The sequence below is a fragment of the Fretibacterium sp. OH1220_COT-178 genome (genome assembly GCF_003860125.1).
GTDB lineage: Bacteria > Synergistota > Synergistia > Synergistales > Aminobacteriaceae > CAJPSE01.
Map to the genome: position 1 here is coordinate 1 of NZ_RQYL01000015.1, position 20,103 is coordinate 20,103.

The 20,103-nt window shown below is 62.6% G+C and carries 17 protein-coding genes, 1 tRNA gene and 1 pseudogene; 2 read left to right on the plus strand and 17 right to left on the minus strand.

Annotation, left to right across the window (positions count from 1 at the left end; all coding sequences use genetic code 11):
- Window positions 1-57 precede the first annotated feature (57 nt).
- Window positions 58-734 (plus strand): annotated as a pseudogene (locus tag EII26_RS07095) (IS30 family transposase).
- Window positions 735-880: 146 nt separating this feature from the next.
- Here EII26_RS07095 and EII26_RS07100 read toward each other — a convergent pair.
- The 12 genes from EII26_RS07100 to EII26_RS07155 all read right to left on the minus strand — a co-directional run bounded on the left by EII26_RS07100 (window position 881) and on the right by EII26_RS07155 (window position 13,351).
- Entirely contained in the window at window positions 881-1,939 is a 1,059-nt protein-coding gene (locus tag EII26_RS07100; protein ID WP_124888461.1) for an ankyrin repeat domain-containing protein, read from the minus strand.
- Window positions 1,940-2,322: 383 nt separating this feature from the next.
- Window positions 2,323-2,398, minus strand: a tRNA-Val gene (locus EII26_RS07105).
- 232 nt (window positions 2,399-2,630) lie between these two features.
- A complete protein-coding gene (locus tag EII26_RS07110) occupies window positions 2,631-3,629 on the minus strand; it encodes an ornithine cyclodeaminase family protein (RefSeq protein ID WP_124888462.1) in 999 nt (332 codons plus the stop codon).
- A 213-nt stretch (window positions 3,630-3,842) separates the two neighbouring features.
- Window positions 3,843-5,480, minus strand: a complete 1,638-nt coding sequence (locus EII26_RS07115; protein WP_124888463.1) for a dipeptidase — start codon at window positions 5,478-5,480, stop codon at window positions 3,843-3,845.
- Between the two features lie 107 nt (window positions 5,481-5,587).
- On the minus strand, window positions 5,588-7,237 hold the full coding sequence (locus EII26_RS07120; protein ID WP_124888464.1) for a dipeptidase: 1,650 nt from the start codon (window positions 7,235-7,237) through the stop codon (window positions 5,588-5,590).
- Window positions 7,238-7,327: 90 nt separating this feature from the next.
- A complete protein-coding gene (locus tag EII26_RS07125) occupies window positions 7,328-8,497 on the minus strand; it encodes a succinylglutamate desuccinylase/aspartoacylase family protein (protein ID WP_124888465.1) in 1,170 nt (389 codons plus the stop codon).
- A gap of 12 nt (window positions 8,498-8,509) precedes the next feature.
- Window positions 8,510-8,689, minus strand: coding sequence for a hypothetical protein (locus tag EII26_RS07130; protein ID WP_124888466.1), 180 nt, complete (start codon window positions 8,687-8,689; stop codon window positions 8,510-8,512).
- Window positions 8,690-8,726: 37 nt separating this feature from the next.
- Window positions 8,727-10,025 (minus strand): C4-dicarboxylate ABC transporter, encoded by a 1,299-nt coding sequence (locus tag EII26_RS07135; protein ID WP_124888467.1) that lies wholly within the window; start codon window positions 10,023-10,025, stop codon window positions 8,727-8,729.
- Between the two features lie 67 nt (window positions 10,026-10,092).
- Window positions 10,093-10,650, minus strand: a complete 558-nt coding sequence (locus tag EII26_RS07140; RefSeq protein ID WP_124888468.1) for a DUF6305 family protein — start codon at window positions 10,648-10,650, stop codon at window positions 10,093-10,095.
- A gap of 129 nt (window positions 10,651-10,779) precedes the next feature.
- The gene (gene pgsW / locus EII26_RS07145; RefSeq protein ID WP_124888469.1) at window positions 10,780-11,856 is read right to left on the minus strand and encodes a poly-gamma-glutamate system protein; all 1,077 of its coding nucleotides are present in this window, start codon (window positions 11,854-11,856) and stop codon (window positions 10,780-10,782) included.
- Window positions 11,853-12,320: a poly-gamma-glutamate biosynthesis protein PgsC/CapC gene (locus tag EII26_RS07150; RefSeq protein WP_233572653.1), complete on the minus strand. Its 468-nt coding sequence runs from the start codon at window positions 12,318-12,320 to the stop codon at window positions 11,853-11,855. Before EII26_RS07150 ends, pgsW begins: the two co-directional genes overlap by 4 nt.
- Complete coding sequence (locus EII26_RS07155) at window positions 12,317-13,351, minus strand: hypothetical protein (RefSeq protein ID WP_124888470.1); 1,035 nt, start codon at window positions 13,349-13,351, stop codon at window positions 12,317-12,319. The genes EII26_RS07150 and EII26_RS07155 overlap by 4 nt, the downstream gene beginning before the upstream one ends.
- A 204-nt stretch (window positions 13,352-13,555) precedes the next feature.
- On the opposite strand from EII26_RS07155, the gene EII26_RS07160 reads away from it, so the two are divergent.
- Window positions 13,556-14,383 carry a slipin family protein gene (locus tag EII26_RS07160; RefSeq protein WP_124888471.1) on the plus strand — a complete coding sequence of 276 codons (828 nt, stop codon included), beginning with the start codon at window positions 13,556-13,558 and terminating at the stop codon, window positions 14,381-14,383.
- 336 nt (window positions 14,384-14,719) lie between these two features.
- Here EII26_RS07160 and EII26_RS07165 read toward each other — a convergent pair whose 3' ends face one another.
- From EII26_RS07165 to EII26_RS07185, 5 genes are all read right to left on the minus strand, one after another.
- Complete coding sequence (locus tag EII26_RS07165) at window positions 14,720-15,130, minus strand: hypothetical protein (RefSeq protein ID WP_124888472.1); 411 nt, start codon at window positions 15,128-15,130, stop codon at window positions 14,720-14,722.
- 261 nt (window positions 15,131-15,391) lie between these two features.
- A complete protein-coding gene (locus EII26_RS07170) occupies window positions 15,392-16,768 on the minus strand; it encodes a sodium-dependent transporter (RefSeq protein WP_124888473.1) in 1,377 nt (458 codons plus the stop codon).
- Between the two features lie 113 nt (window positions 16,769-16,881).
- Window positions 16,882-17,316, minus strand: a complete 435-nt coding sequence (locus EII26_RS07175; RefSeq protein ID WP_124888474.1) for a GrdX family protein — start codon at window positions 17,314-17,316, stop codon at window positions 16,882-16,884.
- A gap of 17 nt (window positions 17,317-17,333) precedes the next feature.
- Entirely contained in the window at window positions 17,334-18,641 is a 1,308-nt protein-coding gene (locus EII26_RS07180; RefSeq protein WP_446718756.1) for a glycine/betaine/sarcosine/D-proline family reductase selenoprotein B, read from the minus strand.
- Window positions 18,642-18,672: 31 nt separating this feature from the next.
- On the minus strand, window positions 18,673-19,956 hold the full coding sequence (locus EII26_RS07185; RefSeq protein WP_124888476.1) for a glycine/sarcosine/betaine reductase component B subunit: 1,284 nt from the start codon (window positions 19,954-19,956) through the stop codon (window positions 18,673-18,675).
- Window positions 19,957-20,103 lie beyond the last annotated feature (147 nt).

Genomic DNA, 20,103 nt, shown 5'->3' on the forward strand with positions numbered 1-20,103 from the left:
CACGAAGCCGGTAAGCTCTATCGTCTGCGTCGTAAACGCTGTCGGCCGGCCTTCAAGCTGGACAACAAAGGACTGCGGCAAATTCTGCAATCTCGTCTCGAAGAAGGCTGGTCTCCGGAGCAGATCAAGGGCAGAGAATCCCTTGAGGTATCCGTAACTACCATCTATCGGGCCGTGAAATCCGGTCGATTGCCCTTTGAGGTGAGAAAACACCTGCGTCGCAAGGGTAAGCCCTACAGGAGAAAAACACGGCAGGATGGCCGAGGGCGTATTAAGGACGCCGTTTCCATCGAGCTTCGCCCCAAGGAAGTTGAGCAAAGGCTTGAGATCGGGAACTGGGAGGTGGACACCGTCCTGGGCAAGCCAGGTTCTGGGGGCCTGGTTACTGTGGTTGACCGCACAAGCCGCTTGCTGCTGGCGGCAAAGATCGAAGACAAGACTGCGTCACGGACAACGGAAAGGAGTTTGCTCGACACAAGGAGATATCCACAGCCCTGGGGGCTCCTGTGTACTTTGCTCATCCTCACAGTCCCTGGGAGCGTGGTACAAACGAAAATACCAATGGACTCATTCGCGAATATCTGCCCAAGGGGCTCGATTTTCAAGAGGTGCGGAACGATGTTGTTCTACGGATTGTAGAACGGCTGAACAACCGTCCAAGAAAGTGTCTCGGCTTTCGTACCCCTAATGAGGCTTTTTTCAATTTGCCTGTTGCTTTTAGATTGACAATCTAGCTCCTATTTCGTAACCGGAGCAATAAGAAATACTCAACACAAGCGACATTCTTACAAACATTTCCCCAAAGGATAGCTCATCCAAGGATGCCCAGAAAATCCGCCAAGATTTCCCAACCTGAAGGGGATTCGATCGCCGCTCATCTTCAGATAGGCCAATTCCAAGGTTTCTTGTTCCTGGCCCCGACGCTTTTCAGGTACTCCGCAACCAATGTACTTCCGGCCTCCTCAGCCACATCAAGCGGCGTTCCCCTTTCTCCTGTCTCAGATTCCCCCGGGTCACTCAAGGCGTTGACCTCCGCACCCGCTTCTACCAACAATCTCGTCACCTTCAAAAAATCCGTCTCCTCCTTTCCTATCCGCTTCAACATCTCACTGAAACTTTCCCATTTTCCGGAAGGCTTACGCCTCAAAAGCCCTACCCCCGTCGCCATGTGCAAGGGCGTCATGCCCTCCACGCGAACATTGGGATTCGCCCCACGCTCCAGCAGAGCGGACACGACCCTCGACAGCCCCATGGCCGAGGCGCCCCAAAGGGGCGTAACCCCCTCGTTATTGACAACACCAGCATCAGCCCCAGCCTGGAGCAGCAGGAGCGCCGCTTCCTCATCTCCTCCCAAGACCGAATCGTGAAGCGCCGTATTGCCGCTCTTGTCTCGGGTGCTCAAATCCGCCCCCGCATGGAGCAAAGCCCCAAACAGACGCGGGATATCCTTCAAGTCTCCTTGGATTTGCCTGCGGATTTCCCTGTCGCTGTAAAATAACGCAAAATAATGCAGCGGCGTGTTTCCGCTCTGGTCCTGAACATTGACCAGACTCATATCGCTCAACAGAATAAGATTGACGATCTCCAGCATCTTCCCCAGATGACGGCCCTTCGCCGGGGCGATCAGGGCACAGTGCAGGGTGGTCATGTTTTCGTCAGTCCTGTGCCCAAGATTTGCAGAGGCATCAAGCAATAGCCGAACGACCTCGGGGTTCCCTCTCTTGACAACCACAAAAAGGGGCGTCCAACCCCAAATGTTCTCCTGTTCGAGGTTCTGTCCGTCTTGGATCGCCGTCTCAATTTCCGTGATACTGCCGCTCTCCACCAACGCAAAAAAGCCATCTGCATCCATAGCGCCAAGGGCCGACACTTTCAGGCCCGACCACAGGGAAAAAGACAGCGCAAAAAGCAGGCTCCTCGCATAAAAATTCTTCTTCAAGCATTTCCACCTCCTGTTTCTCGGTTGTTTACAGCCCTTTCCTCTGCGCCCCAAATAAACAACGCGAAACAACGGACCTCGATCTTTAAGGTCGGTCGCTTCGCGCGCGTTCGCAGGAATTCGTCGTTGACTCAGGTCTGCGCGGCTGGCGCGGCGCTCCCGAATGCTGTTCTCCGAGTTCCGATCTAGTCCATTCGTGTCAGGGAAATGTCACTGCCGCCGCCATTCAAGCATAAAAACACACAGCTGTAAAGGATGCCGGTGCAAATTCAGAGAGCGACCGCGATGCGTGCTACCGTCTCCAAGGCAGCCAAAGAATTCTCCACAAGGGGCACCAAAAGAAAAAGGGCTCGGGAGAAAAACTCCTGAACCCTTGCTATCAGTGGTGGGCGATACTGGGTTCGAACCAGTGACCTCTTCCGTGTGAAGGAAGCGCTACTACCACTGAGCTAATCGCCCTCGACAAGTGAGCATTATACACAAAAGGAACGAGAAGCACAAGGGGCTCCCCATCTCCATACGGGACGAAACGCCGGAATGCCCGTCCGGAAATCCATTTTCAACCGGGGCAGGCCCCGCACATCCATCGAGAACACGTGCCCCGGAGAAGGCCTTGCCTCCACCTCGGCGGCGCGCGGCCCCACCTTGACGTTCTTGCATCGGCCGGCGACGGGACGCCCGCATCGAACTGTTACAGATCGATGGTTCGGCCCAGCCCCTTCTTCAGCGCGTTCTCGTAGATGCGCCGTGCCGAGACGACGTCCAATACCGCACTGCCCACAGTTTTGAAAAGGGTGACCTGATCGTCCCTCGAACGGCCCTTGGCTTTGCCGGACATCACCTCGCCCAGCTCAACGACACGGTCGTAGCTGAAGACGCCCTGACTTTGCGGGATGATGAAATCCCCCGACTCGTTCAATACGCCGTCACGCGTATCCACCGTGACGATCTCGGCCCTGCGGAGCGCTTCCGGATCCAGTTCCTGCATCTCCGGCGTGTAGGACCCCACGCCGTTGACGTGAGCCCCGGCCTTCAGCTTGGCCCCGTCGAACACGGGAACCTTGGAGGTGGTGACGGCGGTGACGACGTCGGCATCCTCCAGAGCCTCTCCGGAGCTGCGGGCGGCGGCAATCGCCGCCTTGAACTTCCCCGCAAAACGCTCGCCCATGCGCTTTGCGAAATCCTCCGCCCGCTCCATGCTGATGTCGAACACCTCGACCCGCTCGATGGAGGAACGAACCGTCAGGACCGCCTCGAGCTGCGTCTCGGCCTGACCGCCTGTGCCATAGAGCGCAAACTTCCGGCAGTCTTTACGGGCCAATATATCCGTCGCGGCCCCCGAGACGGCACCCGTCCGGATGCGGGTGAGGCACGTACCGTCCATCAGAGCCGAGACCTGGCCGGTATCCGCATCGAGGAGCACCATCGTCGCAGGAACCGAGGGCAAGCCGCGCTCGATGTTCCCCGGATATACGGAGACGATCTTCACGCCCAGAGCGCCGGCTTCCGCCGCATAGCCCGGCATGTAGAGACTCTGCCCCTTGTGCTCGGGGATGTCGATGTTCGTGCGCAGCGGTATGGAAGCGCCGCCCGCTGAATAGAGCGAGAGCGCGTCTTTGTCCGCCTGTACCGCATCGGCCATGGAGAAGACGGACAGCATCTCCTCCGCGCTCAGCAACGTAATCTTCACGGCCTCATTCCTCCTCTTCATCTCCGGCAAAGGGCGGCTTTGCCTGGCCCGATCCGCAAAAGGGCACCGCCAATCTCTTAATCACTATAGGCCGTAAGGAGGTATTCTGTCAAACGAACGACGTGGAGCTGCCCCATCCAAAACGCAACGGGGGGTGCCGGCTGGATTCCGGCACCCCTCGTCTTTGCCTTAACTCAATGCAATTCTTGCCCGCTACTTCTTCGGCTCGGCGTCCTGATCCCCGAAGCCAACGGCCTTGAGCCAGTCGGTCGGGTAGCCCAGGGGCACCATCTTGTCCGAGGTGATCCTGTAGCCGTCGTTGTACTTGCCCACAAGGGTCCAGGCCAAAGCCCACCAGTCCTTGTGAACCTCCTCCATGTAGCCGTTGACGTGCTTCGTGATCATCTCCGAAGCCTTCTTGGGGTCCTTCTTGTAGAGCTCGGCAGCCTTCTTCTCGAAGTCGGCCTGCTCGGAGAAGAACTTGCCCTCCAAACGCTTCTGCTCGGCACGGATATCGCCGATCATGGCGGCAAAGTTGAGGTCCGCCCAGTTGCCCACGAAGTTGAACGCCCACCACGTCGACTTGGGGTCGAACTTGATGCGCTCGCCGGTGTAGTAGGACTCGGGGACCTTCTTCGTCCCGGCGTAGACGGGCATGTAGCAGGTGGTGACGGGCTGGTCCTCGCCGAACCAGGCGATGGCCGCCAGAGGCTCCGGCAGGTTGTCGCGCACCTGGCCGACGAAGCTGTAGGAGCAGCGGAACAGGCTGATGGAGCGGTTCCAGTCGTTCCCCTTACGGTCCTCGGGCTTCATGTCCTTCGTCACCGCGTAGCGCGTGGGGGTGCCGAACGGCCCGGCAGCCAGTCCCTTGGTCATGTCGAAACGCGTGCCCTCCATATAGTCGCGGTTCAGCGCCATGAGATCCTGAACCTTGATGGGGGCATCGGGCTTCTGGAAAAGCGGGTAATGCTCGGCCGCGTCCTCGGCCAGCTTCACGCTGGGGGACAGCAGGTTGTAGGCCCGCCACTCGCGGCGCTGCTGGTAGTAGGGGGAACCGTAGGGCTGGGGATTGTAGAGCTTGTGGAAGACGAACGCATCGCCCTCCTTCCACCAGCCCATCTCCTCGGCGAAGGACTTGACGTTCGAGGAGTACATGAAGTTCTCCTTGTCGTCAAAGTCGATCTCCGCGATGCGGGAGCGGTTGGACCCCATGGCGTAGCTGTCGTCGGGCACGCGCACCGCCGCCCACACCGCGCCGGGCTTGCCGCTCTCGGGCGTCCACAGCGGGCCGGGGCCCGTGATCTCGAACAGCCATATCTCGTCCTTGTCGCCGACCGTCAGGGCCTCGCCGCCGTCGACGTAGCCGTACTTCTCCGCCAGCTCGCCCATGACCTTGATGACCTCGCGGGCCGTCGCCCCACGCTGAAGGCCGAGGACCTGAAGCTGCTCGATCATGAAGAGCCCGTTCTGGCACTCGTTCTCCTCACGGCCGCCCCACGTGTATTCGCCCATCACGACGGACTTCTCGTTCATGATGGGATAGCCCACATGGAAGTAGGTGTAGGTCTTCTCGGCCTGAGGAATCTCCCCCACCTTCTTCAGCTCCTTGCCCGGACGGGTCTGGTAGCAGATGTTGTGGTAGACGGGAACCATCTCGCCCTTCTTGTGGGTGCCGCCGGGGATCACCTGCAGCCGATGGTCGTACCAGCCGTCGCAGGTGTACGAAACCATCACGGACCCGTCGGCCGTCGCCTTCTTGCCCACCATCACGGACGTGCAGGCCAGCGCGGCGCCGGCCATGACCAGAACCAGTACCGCAGTCAAAACAAGAAACTTCCAACTCGACCTCATAAAACAACCTCCCCTTTCAATATCGATCCCACCATTCGGCGAAATCGTGACGCACTCCCCAAAGCTGGCGCAAAAACTCGGAGACGAGCCAATCGCCCTCCAGCCTTTTATTTCGGATCGGCGGGATTGGAGGTCTCCCCATACCCCACGGCCTTGAGCCAAGACTCCGGCAACCCCACGTTCTCCTGCGCGCCCTCCTCCGTCATGACGTAGCCGTCACAGTACTTCCCGATCAGGTGCTCGGAGAGCGCCCACCAGTCCTTGGCGATCCTGTCCATGTTCTCGGAACAGTATTTTGTGAGATAAGCGACAGCCTTTTTCGGAGATTCCTTGTGGAGGGCCAGGGCCTTCTCCTCAACGGATTTCTGAGAAGCAAACAGTGTGTTCTCGATCCGCTTCTGCTCTGCGTTGATATCCTTGATCATATAGTTGTATTTGAGCGTGGCCCAGTTCGAGACAAAATTGAACGCCCACCAGGCGGAGGTACGATCGAAAACATGACGCTTGCCCTCGGAATAGGCCTTTGGAACGGAGGTCACCCCGCAGTAGACGGGCATGTACACGGACGTGGAGGGCATGTCCTCGCTGAACCAGGCCAATCCGCCGATGGGGTCGGGAAGCCAGCTGCGGGACTGGGAGACAAAGGTATAGGAAGCCCTGTAGACCGAGATGTTACGCTCCCAGTATGTGGACTTGAGCCCTTCGGGTCGCTGATCCTTATTCGCCCTGTAGGCGACCGGACACTCGAACGGTCCGCCGGCCAAGGTCTTTCCGATGTCGTAAGGCGTGCCCTGATAGGAGTCCCGGTTCAGCCGAATGATATCCCTGACGGAGAGCTTCTCGTCCGGCTTCACGAAGAGCGGATAGACGCCCGCCGTGGGGCTCAGCTTCTGGGAAGGAGCAAAGAGGTCGAAAAAGCGCCACTCCCTGCGTCCACAGATCGGGAAATGCTTCTGGGAATCCGGGTCGTCATAGGCCAGGCGATACACAAAGGGCTCGCCCTCCTTCCACCAGCCCATCTCCCTGGCAAAATCCCTGACACGCTCGGAGTACATGAAGTTCTCCTTGTCGTCCCAGTCGATCTCCCCGATGCGGGCTCGGTTGGCAATGACGCTCACGCAGTCGTCGGGAATGCGACGCGCCACCCAGTTGGCCCCCGGCTTCCCGCTTTCCGGCGTCCAAAGCGGACCGGGGCCGCAGATCTCAAACAGCCATACCTCCTCGGGATCCGCTATCGCCAAGGCCTCTCCCGAGTCCCCGTAACCGTACTTCTCCGCCAGTTCGCCCATCAGCGCGATGGCCTCGCGGGCCGTCTTCGTCCTCTGGAGCGCCAGGACCTGCAGTTGTTCGATCACCATCCAGCCGGCGTCGCAGAAGGTCTCGTCGCGGCCGCCCCAGGTGGATTCCCCGATCATGAGCTGATGCTCGTTCATGAAGGGATAGCCGGCATGAAAGTAGGTGTAGGTGATCGCCGCCTGAGGTATTTCGCCCATCCTGATCAGGGGCTTCGTGGGCATCGTCTGATAGCAGATGTTCTTCTCAATGGGCACCGTCTCGCCCTTCTTGTGCTTTCCGCCGGGAACGATACGTATCCTATGGTCGTACCATCCGTCCACGGTGTGGCTCACCATGGCGGAACCGTCCACCGAGGCTTTTTTGCCCACCATGGTCGTGGTGCAGGCAAAAGCGCTGCCCCCAACAAGCAGAATCCCTATTGCAGCAGAACAAAAAGCCAGCTTCCTCAGCCTTCCCAACATCAGAAATCCCCCCTTCAGTTTGTGAAATGCTCCTCAAAAAAGGGAAGTAACGTGCTCCCTCCTTCGCTATCGAGCCGCTGAAAAGCGACTTCAATCATACGCCACACGCCCCAGAGGCACCGCCGCGGGATCGTGGAAGAACGCGCCCACGGATTTTTCCTTCACCTCGGCATAACGGGGCACTCCCGTGACGACGACGGCCCGGTCGGGCTTCATCATGGAGAAGGTGTCGACGCACTGAAGGAAGGTGGAAAGATGGCGTCCGACCCGGACGTCGATGTGCCAGCCGTTCTCGTCCATCGGGGCATAGAGCAGACCGTACTTGCCGGCCTCCATGACGAATTCGTCCTTGCCCTCCAGCAGCAGCTTCTGGTCGGTGATGCCGCGGATGCGGTCCAACATGGGCTCGGCCACCTCGAAGAGCATGGACATCGCGGGCGTATGGTCGCCGATCTCCCGGTGGGACAGGCCATGCAGCGCCGTAGGGGAGAACTCCATGCCGATCGGGACCTCGAACTCCTGCCCCGTCAGCATCATCGAGGCCATGGCCGCGATCTCCTGCGCCTTCTCATGGGCGACGATCGTGTTCTCCACCGGATACTCCAGCTCGGCCTCGTGGAAGTCGATGGCCACATCCACGCTCTGGGCGCGGATCATCTGGGCCAGGCCATAGGTGGTGCGTTCCACCAGAAGGCCGTTCGGCCGGCCGGGCCAGCAGCGGTTCAGATTGCGGATATCCATGTAGGCCAGCATCTGGCGGCTCGGATAGTGAAGGTAGACCTCGGGATCCGGCCAGGAGTCCAGCGGGCTCCCCGCACGGTCGCCCAGTCGCCAGGTCTTCTTGCCCCACGGGGTCTTGATGTCGTAGAAACTGGGGTACGCCTCCCCGTTCCGGGAGTACAGCGACCCGCTGGTATTCGCCCGGGTCACGACGATCAGGCGCCCGGACTCCACACGAGCGTTCTCGACCAGGACCTGCGCGGAGAGGTTCGAGGCCGGCTCCTCGGGGTGCGTCCCGCCGATCACCAGCACGGTGCCGCCGGGCTTGCCGCTGTCCAGGAAGTACAGGTTGCAGTCGTTGACCGTACCCTCCAGAGAGGGCTCGTACAGGCTCAGCTTCTGCACCTCGGTGACGCCGGGGCCCAGGACCACCGGCTCCTTATAGTGCCGCATGGCGTAGAACTCGAGCGCGCTCCAGCCCGCGGCCAAGGCACAGACGAGGAGGGCAGCCAGTTTGATTCCGTTCGTTCTTCTGTCCATCGTCCCCGCCCCCTACTTGACGTGCAGAACACGCAGGACGAAGGGAATGAGGATCACCGCGTAGAGAACCGCCTCCTGCGCGTTCCGGGTCCTTCTGAAGTTCCAGGCCAGAGCGCAGCCGAAGAGGAAGGTCATGGCGTAATAGCCGTAGTGGATTATCTGATTCACAAAGATCATCAAAGCGTCGTTCATCGTTTCTATCCTCCAAGCCCTGTGCGTTTTCCTAAAATCAAAACGTCAGGAAGGCGAGCTGCTTGCTGTAGACCAGGAACACGGTGCAGCAGATCGCGACGAACGCCATGGGCACCAGACAGGCCATGACGAACTCGCCAAAATAGCGCCCCTTGTAGTCCAGCTCCATCACCGTGGCGCGACCGACGACCGCCGTGGGCGGCAGACAATCCCCCAAGGGCCAGAGAACCGACATGGCTGAGAGCGCGACAATGACGTCCATCCCCCTCATGTTGAAGAGCATGATCAGGGGCACGCCCAGCAGGGGCGCCACCGCATACTGCAGAATGCCCTCGGACACGGGCAGGATGATGAAGAGCGTGGCAAAAAGCGTCGAGAGCGGCAGGATCACCACATGGAGGGAGATGACGCCTCGGGCTCCGGAGAGGGCCAGAACCTGGATCAGCGCCCCCACCACGACCATGATCCCCACCAGGGGAAGCAGGTTTTGGACCGTCTGGGCCAGAATGCGCCAGACCTCGAGCTTCACCGGAGAGAGCACCCAGACCATGAGGGCGGAGACCATGAAGATCATAGGCAGCCCCACGACGGGGAAGTCGAACGGCCAGACTCGGCCCGCCAGGAGCAGGGCGGCAAAGACGACGAAGGGCGTGAGCACCCGCAGCCAATTCATCCCCACGGGCGCCTGAGGAAGCCGGCTCAGGGCATCCTCGCCGGCGGCGGAGCTGCCACGGCCCGCCAGCCAGAACATGGAGAAAAGGGCCCCCACCACCGAGAGCACGGCCAGAGGGCCGTTGAACCCCACGTAAGGCAGGTTTGCTCCGGCCGCCGCCATCATGGCCCACAGGTTGATGGGGGGCGCGGCGGCGCTCATGGCGGCGGTCATGAAGATCGCTGCGGCCTTTCGGGTGTCGTCCACCCCCATGGCGGAGAGCACGGAGCCGACCAGCGCCCCCACCGTGAGGACGCTCGTGGCCCCCGAGCCGGTCAAGGCCCCGGGGATCAGCATCACCAAGGTCAGGAGCAGCAGACAGATCACGCGCCTCGTCCGGAAGGTCTCCACGATCCGGCGGACGATGAAGGCCACTCCACCGGACTCCTTGACCAGGGCCATGAAGAACGTCGCACTGATGAAGATCAGGCAGACGTCGAAATAGGTGAACGTCCCCTCGACCAGGTGCCGCAGGGGGAACTCCCCGGACCAGACGGCGCCGTGGTAGCCCGCCGCCGCGATGGCCGAGGCCAGCATGGATAGTTCCGTGGACAGCCGAAGCGCCTTTGCGACCAGAAAGACGGCGACGACGATCCCCAGAATGGTATAGGTGTGCGCAAACATCGAATTCTCCCTTCAGAACGAGAAAGGGGGAGCGGAACCGACGGCCCCCTCCCCCCTTTCAGGTTCGCTATTTCAATTCCGCGAGCTTCGCGCCGATCCCCAGCGCGTCCTTGACGACAATCAGCTCCTTGCCCTGCTCCTTGGCGTACTCCGTGAAGAACCCGTCGCTGTTGCTGTCCTCGATGACCATGATGACGTCGGCCAGAGGCATGATGGCCTTGATCGTCGCCTCGTCGGAGGCGTCGGTGCGGCGTGCCATGCCCTCGACATGAGCGCCGATGACCAGCATCCCCTTTTTCTTGGCGGCCTCGATCAGGGCCGTGCAGCGGGCGATCTCCTTGTCCACGTTGGTACCGGCCGCACCCATGCCCTTCATGCTCGTCCCGGTGGTCACGACGAGCGTCTTGCCGTCCTTTTCGGACAGCTCCTGCGCGGTGATCGTCTTGCTGTCCTCGATGGGCGTGACCTTCGCCTGCATGGAGGACATCTTCACCATCATGGCCCCCGGGCTCTGCCCGCATGTGGTGGCGATGATCGGCGTCTCCACCTTGGGCAGCTCCGCAAAGGCGAGCCCCGCCATCAGGCACACGACGCAAACGGCCAGAAACAATCCCTTTCGCTTCATCGTCATACTTCCTTTCCCTCCGTACCTGGAGCCTGAAATGATTGAGGTACAAGCTTCCGTCGCATTCCGTCTTCATTATAGCAACATGGCCCCGGACATACAAATATAAAATACAATTGAGTTATCAGCCTACAATTCCTTCCTTCCGTCCCCCTCCTCCCACCCGTCCCACGACCAGCGCCGGTGCGTCGCCAGGACCAACGCGAACAGGGCGAGTCCCAGCGCTCCCGGAACGGGGCCCCGCGAGGCGAAGCTCCGCCTCCGCTCCGCCCAGCCGATGCCCTCCGCATCCGCCAGAGCACGCAGGTTCAGGAGGTGAAGAACGGGGTACCCCGCCCTGAGGGCCCGGCCGATAACCCCGTTTCCGGCAGCCCCTCCATCCCCCGGCCCCCTCATCCCCGGGGCAAGGGACAGCGCCACGGGATCCGTTCCCATGTTGCCCTCCGAGCCGCCGACACCGACGACCAGTCTTGCCGGAGCCTCCCCGTCCTCCCCCTCGACCAGGCGCATTTTGCGTTGGATCGCCTCTTCCAGCGTGGCGGCGAGCAGGAGCGCCGTTCCGTCCGAGCGGGCCGCACCGGCCAGCAGTTCCCGAGCCTCCTCCGGCATCCCGCCCCCGTTCTCCTCCTCCCCGCCCAGCGTGTAAAAGGCCGGGCGTGCCCTCAGGAACCCCCCGCGCCTCAGGATTCGCGCCAAAACGGGCCACGGGGCCTCGGGGCGGTTGGCCCCCCAGGTGGATGCGCCCAGGGAAACCGCCAGTCCGACGTCCAGCCCCCGGTGCTCCGCCGCCGCCAGCACGGAGTGGAGCAGGCCGGGAAAGGACGAGGAGGCCAGGACGACGATGCGGTCGCCCTCCTTCAACCCCTGCGCGTCGAACCAGCGCAAAAGCCGCACGGCCCAGAGAGGGTCCGTGGCGCACCGTTTGGCCTCCAGGCTCCCCAGCGTGGTGGTGGTCATGCTCCACTCGACGCCGATGAATCCGCTTCTGTAGGGATCCGCAGCAGCGTCGCCGGGCACTCCCTCCCGCTCCAGAGCATCCCAGAGAAAAGCTTGAGCCGCCTCGACCCTGCGGTAGAGCCGGGATTCCTCCGCGGTCAGGGGCGCACGCAGCAAAGCCCAGAGCGCGCACAGGACCGCGGTCAGCAAGACGAGCCGTAGCGGAGACCCCGACACGAGGATTTCCCGAAAGCGGCGAGGCCCGATCATCCTGAGAGCCCCCTTATCAGGTCCGTGGCGAACGCCGTCGCCACCGCACAGGACAGGGCACCGCACAGGGTCATGGAGACGCCCTGACGCTGCGCGTCCGCCGCGACGAGCCCCGGGACGACCCAGCCGATCCAGAACGGTACGGGGACGAAAGGCGTCAGGACGAGCCGAACGGCCAAGGCCAACAGCATGGCGGCCCCGACGCGCTCGCGCCCGTAGAGTCCGAGCGCATGGGACAGGGTCCCCAGCGGCGCGGCCAGCAAACCTCCCAGGGCCAGAGCCATGGCGATGCGGTACGGCGATCCCGCATGGAGCGCCAGCAGACCTGGAGTCACCAACCCTCCGCAGCTCCAGCCCGTCCGGCGGCTCCAGATCAGTCCGAACAGCACCCCGATCCCTACGGTCACCCCCTCCGACAGGGCCGGGGCGGCAAAGGGCGAGGAAAAGAAAAGAAGTTCGTTCATGAAAGCCTCCCATCGGGTCCGGAACGCATCAGCAATTCCAGCGGCCACCCGGCAACGTTGCCGCAGGCGAAGACACGCCCGCGACCGCACCGCCAGCGCTCGAACGCGGCCGCGTCCCGTATGTCGTCCCTCCAGGCCAGAGCGCCGAAGCGCCCCAGCGGCAAGTCCGCAAACGGCCGGCATACCCGGGTGAAGACGGTCTCCCTCCAGGGCAGGGAGCCGATCCACGGCAAAAAGCCGCGCAGCCGTGCGGTGCGGTCCAATCGGTGATGGTAGAGCAGCGTCGTCCCGGCCGGGTCCCATCCCGTCTCCGCGAAAAGCCGCGCGGTGCTCTCCACCTCGTTCGCCGAGAACGCGGCGGCCAGAAGGTCGTCCCCCTCACCCAGCACCCGAAAATCCGCGATATCGGGGGGAAGGGCTTCCATGGCCCGTCGCGCGGCCTCCCGCTGCGCCTCCGCCGCGACGCAGAGGGAGAGCGCGCGGAGCGCGAGGGCCAGATTCTCCTCCCGATGGTTTCCCCTTGGCGTCGTCGGGGGCGGAAAGTGCAGCGAACAGCCGCGGCCCTCCAGGAGGGCCCGTACCATCGGATGATCGGCCTCGGGCCCCCCCGCCACCGACACGCCCCGCGGCACCCCTCGCACAAGGGCCCGTGCAGCCCCCTCGAGCCCCGGCCCCCAGGCCTCCTGGTGGTCGGACCGCAGCGTCGTCCAGACCACAAGGGTCGGACACAGCCAACGTCCCGCCGCCTCCTGAAGATCGGGCGACACGGCGCTGTTCTCCATGACGACGGCGTCCGCATCCGGAGGGATCTGAGCGAGCCACCAGCACATCTCCCTAACGTGCGCGGGCGAGAGGCGACGGATCACCCGACAGCCCTCGGGAGAGAGCTCCCGGGGGAGAACGCCTGTGATCCGGGCATACGTCCTCAGGCCACAGGCGGAGAGCCCCGCGTGCAGCAGTCGGACCAGGCTGCTCTTGCCGCGCGTCCCCGTAACGAGGATGCGGACGGGGATAGAATCGGAACCGAACAAGATCCATGCCCCCCTTTCCCCGAGAGTTTTTCAAAAAGAACGGGGACCGGCCCCCTATTGTACCCTCCCGCGGGCTCCGCCGTCACGGAAGCCCGCCGGTGCGGGAATTGCCGCGGACACATCGGTCGGCTTTGTGCTATTCTTTTCTGCGGAGGCATGAGGGACGGAGCACGTCCCATCCCCAAAAAGCGAGGAGAGATTATCATGATTATCAACGTGGACGAATTGGCATCCCTGTTCTCGAACATCGGAAGCTGGATCGGCATCATCTTCATCGCGCTGCTGATCCTGTCCTCGGCCGTGAAGATCGTGCCGGAGTACAAGCGCCTGGTCATCTTCCGGCTCGGCCGTCTGGCCGGGAGCCGCGGTCCCGGCATCGTCTTCATCATCCCGATCATCGACCGCCCCGTCAGCGTGGACCTGCGCATCCTGACCATGGACGTCCCGGTCCAGGAGGTCATCACCAAGGACAACGTGCCCATCAAGGTCAACGCCGTGGTTTACTTCCGCGTGCTGGATCCCTCCCACTCCGTCGTGGAGGTGGAAAACTACGTCCTGGCCACCAGCCAGCTCGCCCAGACCACGCTGCGCTCCGTCGTCGGCTCCGTGGAGCTGGACGAGGTGCTTTCCTCCCGCGAGAAGATCAACCACGAGCTCCAGAAGATCATCGACGAACGGACCGATCCCTGGGGCATCAAGGTGAGCGCCGTCGAGGTCAAGGAGCTGGAACTGCCCGAGGGCATGAAGCGCGCCATGGCCCGCCAGGCCGAGGCCGAACGCGAACGTCGCGCCAAGATCATCGCCGCGGAGGGCGAGCTTCAGGCCGCGACGAAGCTCTCCGAGGCTGCGCAGCAGATGGAGGTCTCGCCCATCACCCTGCAGCTCCGCTACCTTCAGACCATCCGGGAGATCGGAGGGGAGAAGAGCTCCACCACCTTCTTCCCCATCCCCATCGATCTGGTGCGCCCATTCGTCGAGCGGGCCTTCGGCCCCGCCCCCGACAAGCCGGCGGCGCCTCGGGAAAACGCTTGATCTGCTCCGTGGGGAGGACGGGAAGAAAAATTTTCTCCCCGAAGCTCAAAGAGGAGGCCGTCCGGCTCAAGGCGCAATTGGCGAGCAGCGCGTCAAGGAGCCCCCTTCTGACGAATCGGCAACAGGAAGAGCCCCCATCGCAGCCGGACGTTGTTCCGAATGCCAAGAGCTCCCGGACCGGACCCGGGAGCTCTTGCAAGGGGGCTTCGCACCGTCCCATCCGGTGAGGCGCACACCGTCCGATCGCGCCGCTCCCAGGGATCGGGGGCTGAGACGATCTCGGCCCCGGGACGCTTCTCACGGCGGATGCGTCGGTGGTCAAAAAAACTGACGTCCTTACCGCCCTTTTTTCGCCTCCAGACTGAGGCAGGTCCGATAGATGATGGCAAGGATGAAAAGCCCGCCTGCAAGGGAGCTCACGTTATGAGCGAGCCACCATAGGCTGCCGGTCGAGGTCAATGCCCCCAAAGACCCCACGAAACCGACCGACAGCAGGGAGGAAACGGCGAAAAGGAGCATGAGCAGGGCGGAAAGGTAAAGCGCCGCCCTGCCCCAGAACAGGCTCTCGAAAAAGACCACCATCACCATGAAAAACAGGGAGATGACGATGAAGATGATCGAGAAGATCTTCATGCCCCAAGGCAACATCAGATTCAGCAGGTCGGGAAAAGAGACCAGAATGTTGCAAAGACAAAGAAGAAAAAACTCGACCTCGTGCTCGAACAGGTTCCTCAGCCAATTTCTCATCAGCGATCTCCTTTCCCCAAGCCAAACACCGAATGTCCATCCCGCGCTCGATCGCGTCGCCCTTCCGTGCCGCGCTCCGAGTGTGCGGCCCCGCACCCGAACGCCGCACACTTTTCTCGATTAAAGCACAACGCAATGCGGATGTAAAGCGACGGTCCCCCCGCCGGCAAACCGGCGGAGACGCCGCACGGGCACGAGAAAGGCCGGGACAGGATCCCGGCCTTCGCAAATGCGTTCGGTACGTACCGCTTGCAAGCGCCCCTACAACCCCCTGTAGAGGATCACCAGCAGGGCCACCGGAATGAGATACGCCACCAGCGGCTTCCACCAGTCGGCCACCCGGATCAGCCCCGTGGCCCCCACGTTGCACTCGTCCCGGTAGTTCTCGAACTTCCAGACGAACGTCAGATAGATCGCCACCAGCAGGGCGTCGACGGGCATCATGATGTCGCCGGAGAGGTGGTCGGCGAAGTCGAAGATGCTCTTGCCCCTGATCGTATAGGTGCTCCAGACGCTCTCCGGGCTCAGGGAAAGAATGGAGGGAATTCCCAGGAGGAACATCGCCGCCAGCACCGTCCAGGTCGACTTCTTGCGGCTGATGCCGAAGTACTCGGCAAAGCTGGCCGCAGGAGCCTCCAGATAGCCGATGCCGGAGGTGAAGCCGGCCAGGGCCGCGAGGAAGAAGAACAGCGTGCCCCAGAAATGCCCGCCCGGCATCTTGCCGAAGATGATGGGCAGAGTCTCGAAGACCAGGCCGAAACCTCGGGACGTCGGGTCCATGCCGTAGCAGAACAGGGCCGGGAAGATCACGAGGCCGGCGACGATGGCAAACCCCGTGTCCATGGAGACGACCCAGCAGCTGTCCACCGGGATGTTGCTGTCCGGCTTCAGGTAGGACCCGTAGACGATCGCCGTGGAAATGCCGATGCCGATGGAGAAGAACGCCTGCCCCAGAGCCGCCAGGATGGCCTGCCCCGTAATCTTGCTGAAGTCCGGCGTCAGATACCACTTGAGGCCCTCGAGCGCCGTCCTGCCGCCCTCGACCTGGGGCGTCATCGTCAGGGAGCGCGCCGCCAGCACCACCAGCATGATTCCCAGGATCGGAAGCATGAACTTGCAGGCCCGCTCCACGCCGTTCTTGAGCCCCTGAGTGACCGTGATGCCGAGCGCGGCAACCACAAAAAGAGTGTAGCCCGCCATCTCCACGGGGCTGTTCATGAATTCCCGGAACATGGCCTTGGTGCCCTCGGGGCCGATGCCGTCGAAGGCCCCCTTGACGGCCCGGAAGGAGTAGGCGAACATCCAGCCGATGATCACCATGTAGTAGGACATCAGGATGACGCAGGCGATGCACCCGACCCATCCGATGATCGACCAGGGCGTGCTCTTGCCTCCAGCCAGCTTCCTCATCCCGACGATCGGGGTCAGCTTGGTCTTGCGCCCCAGCCCCACCTCGGCGATGAAGAGCGGTACGCCGATCAAGAGGCAGATCAAAACGTAGACCAGAAGAAAAGCCCCGCCCCCATAGGTACCGACAAGGTACGGAAAGCGCCAGATATTTCCCAGCCCGATGGAAAAACCGGCCGCTGCCAAAATGAAACCGATGCGACTGCCCCAATTCTCACGTTGTTCCGCCACACGTATCCCTCCTCTTCAGTTTCCGGCGTCCGAGCGGAGATGCCCTTCGGCGACGTGCCCGCTCCCCGCACGGCAAAGCCCTCTTTTTGTCCGCGGACTAGAACGACACAGCGCTAGCGGGAGGCCTCGCCGCCGCCCGCATCCAGGGCGAGACCCAATTTATGGTCCCGCAGGGTGCGCAGGAGCAGCTCCTCGTCAATCAAGGCGAAGTCCGCGTCCGAACCCGGCCCTGCGCTCGCGTCGATGGCCCGCTGGGTCTCCATGCGCTCCCTTGCCTTGGCCAAAGCTTTCAGCCCCGCGACATCGTAGCGCCGAACGTCCCTCTGCACCAGAAGGGAGCGGTAGGGGGCGCGCATCAGAGGTATGTTCGGCGGCAGGGGGGCCGATACGAGGCGATAGCCCTCCTGCAACAACGTCTCCGCCCGCGTCAGGACGTCGAGCGGAGAACCTTCGACTCCGTAAAGACGAACAACCCCATGGACGACCGCAAAATCTGCGGTCATCCTGGGGTTGTTCGTCACGATCCCGAGGGAATCAACGTCGCTCATGAACCGTTGACGGCCGGTTACTCCTCGAAGACGGTCTGGTCGTCGATGGAGGTCTCCATGGCCTTGAAGGCACGCAGCAGCAGCTCACGCCGAGCCGCCTTGTCGCCCGCCTCGCCCAGTTCGGGAGCCCCCACGGGGTGAGGGATCGCCACTCCGGGAACGATCCGGTTGGCGCCAACCGTCAGCATGATGGGGACGATCGTCGCGATCTGAACGACGGGGATCCCCGCCGCCTTCTCGATCTCACGCGTCATCGATGCACCGCATCGAGTGCAGGTGCCTCAGGTGGAGGTGAGGATCGCCGCGTCGACGCCAGCCTTCTTGAGCTCCTCCCCGATCTCGCGGCCGAACTTCTCCGCGAAGGCCACGGCCGTTCCGGTTCCGGTCGTCGTGTAGAAGTACGGGTGCAGCTTGCCGTAGACCCCCTCCTTCTCCAGCTCCCGCATGACGTCGAGCGGGACGACGACGTCCGGGTTCTCGTTGGCCCACACGCGGTCGTAGCCGCCGTGCACGGACTCGTAGTTCTTGTCCGTCAGGTCCTCGAGCTTGGAGATATCGTACTTGCCGAAGCTCTCTGCGGAGGAAACCCGGATATGGTCGGGGTTGCCCAGAGGCACGACGCCGCCCGAGCTCACCAGCGCGATCGTCGCCTTCTTGAGGTCCTTCAGCGGCGCCGCGGGCGGGATCTTGTTGAACTTGGGCATCTCATACTCCGTACGGAACTCCTCGCCCTTCAGCTTCTTGAGCAGCATCTCGACGGCGCGCTCCGCCCCGTTCTTCTCGTGGATGAAGTTCTTGCGGATGCCCCTGTGGATGTAGCCCTCCTCGCGGGCCGGCCCCATCTTCTCGCCGGAGATCAGCTTGCCGGCAAGCCCGGCGATCCCCTTCAGGGCCGCGGCCATGCCGCGCGCGCTGTCCGCGCAGGGCACGATATAGGTCTTCTTGGAGTAGAGCTCCACGCCGGGGTTCTCCGGATACATGGCCGTCACGGTCGGGATGTCCAGCTCGGCGGCCACCGTCGCGGCGATGTCGCCGCAGGCGAAGCCGTAGCGCCCGGCATTGAAGGCCGGCCCCGCCACGAGCAGGTCGGGCTTGGCCTCCTTGATCATCTTGAGGCAGGCGGCCCGGGCCTCCTCGGTGTGCTCGCCGTAGTAGCCGTCGCCGCAGATCACGGTGCCGACGACCTCGGCCTTGCCCTCGAGCTCCTTGGCAAGCCCGACGCCAGGCCCCACGAGCTCCTGCTTGAAGAGGGGCGTCTGGTCCGCCTTCTCCTCGCCGCCGATACCGGCATAAAACTGATTTATATAGTGCACCACACGTTTCATGATGGTCCTCCTCCCTTGGAACGCCCGTTCGTCAGATCCACTCGCAGCCGACGCGGTTGAACCCGATCTCCGCCGTGGAGGCGATGATCGCCTGCATCTCCACGAACATGGAGCCGTCCTTGCGCAGGCTCTCCGCCGCGCCGCCCGACAGGTGCGCGATGGACTCCGGCCAGCCGATGACCTTCTTCATGGCCGGGACCTCCAGCATCTCGTTGACGTTGCCCGTGGAGACGAAGCCGGTCATCTCGGGCGTGGCGTCGGCCAGGCTTTGGCTCGCGCCGTCCGTCCCGGCGGCCTCGTCGGAGACCACGACGGACTTGATGCCCGCGAGCTCGAAATTCTTGGCGTTCAGGCACAGGTCCGTATCCGGGTTGCCGTAGCCCTCCTCGGAGACGATGACGCCGTCCGCGCCCAGCTCAAGCGCTATGGACAGGTTCATCTGCGACGCGCGCAGCTTGCCCGCCAGCACCGTGCTCTCCTGCGTGGGGATCACGCCCAGGAAGTTCAGTTCCTTGCCGTGCCGGGCGTAGAGCGCGGCGACGATGGGGTTGTGGACGTGGTGCCACGTGGTGTTCTTGTCGCAGGCGGAGACGCAGTTGCCGGAGACCATCGCGCCGTCCAGCACCTCGTTGGGGTGCAGCAGGGTCGGCAGGCTCGGGCGGATGTCCGCGCCGTAGACGTAGGTGTCGTGCAGCAGGCCCTGGGTGATGTTCATGCACACGTAGATGACCTTGGGCAAAGAAGGGTGCTTGGCGTTCTCCTCGGGCACGGTCCCCTTCTCGAAGACCTCGACGCAGTCGGCCTTCGCGTCCTTGCACTTCTCGGCCAGGTAGACGGCCAGCTTCAGCCCCGCCTCGCGCAGGATCTGCTCGTACTGATGCTGCTCCAGATCCTTGATCGGCTCGACCACCAGCACAACGTTCTGCGTCGCGGAGAACGGCGTGTAGACGGCACCGGGGCCCTCCATGTCGATGAACCCCTCCTGAAACGCCACGATCGGCCCGCAGGTGACGACCGCGGCACCGTCCAGGACGAAGGTCCGTCCCTCGCCGCAGCGGCCCATGGGCGCGCTGAACCCGGGATAGTACCCCTTTTTGTCCATCTTCACGCGGGGCTCCACCACGTCCTTGACGGGGATGATGCGCACGCTCTCCCCCGGACGAGCCAGCTCCAGGTCCACCTTGGCGAAACGCTTCTCCTCCTTGACGCAGTCGATGGCCTCCGCCTTGTTGACGTAGAGCACCCCGTCCTTCACACAGGTGGAATCGCCCCACTGGACGTCCCGAACCTTGACCTTGTGCAGTTCCAGCTTCATGCTGCTGCCTCCTTTCATCCTCATCGCGCCGCCCCTCGGGACGGACGCGTCGTCGCACTCGCCCACCCGGCCGATAGTGCCGGATACTGGCAACCATCGTCCCAAATGGTACAACCGCAAAGTCCATTATTCATCATGCACTTGCCC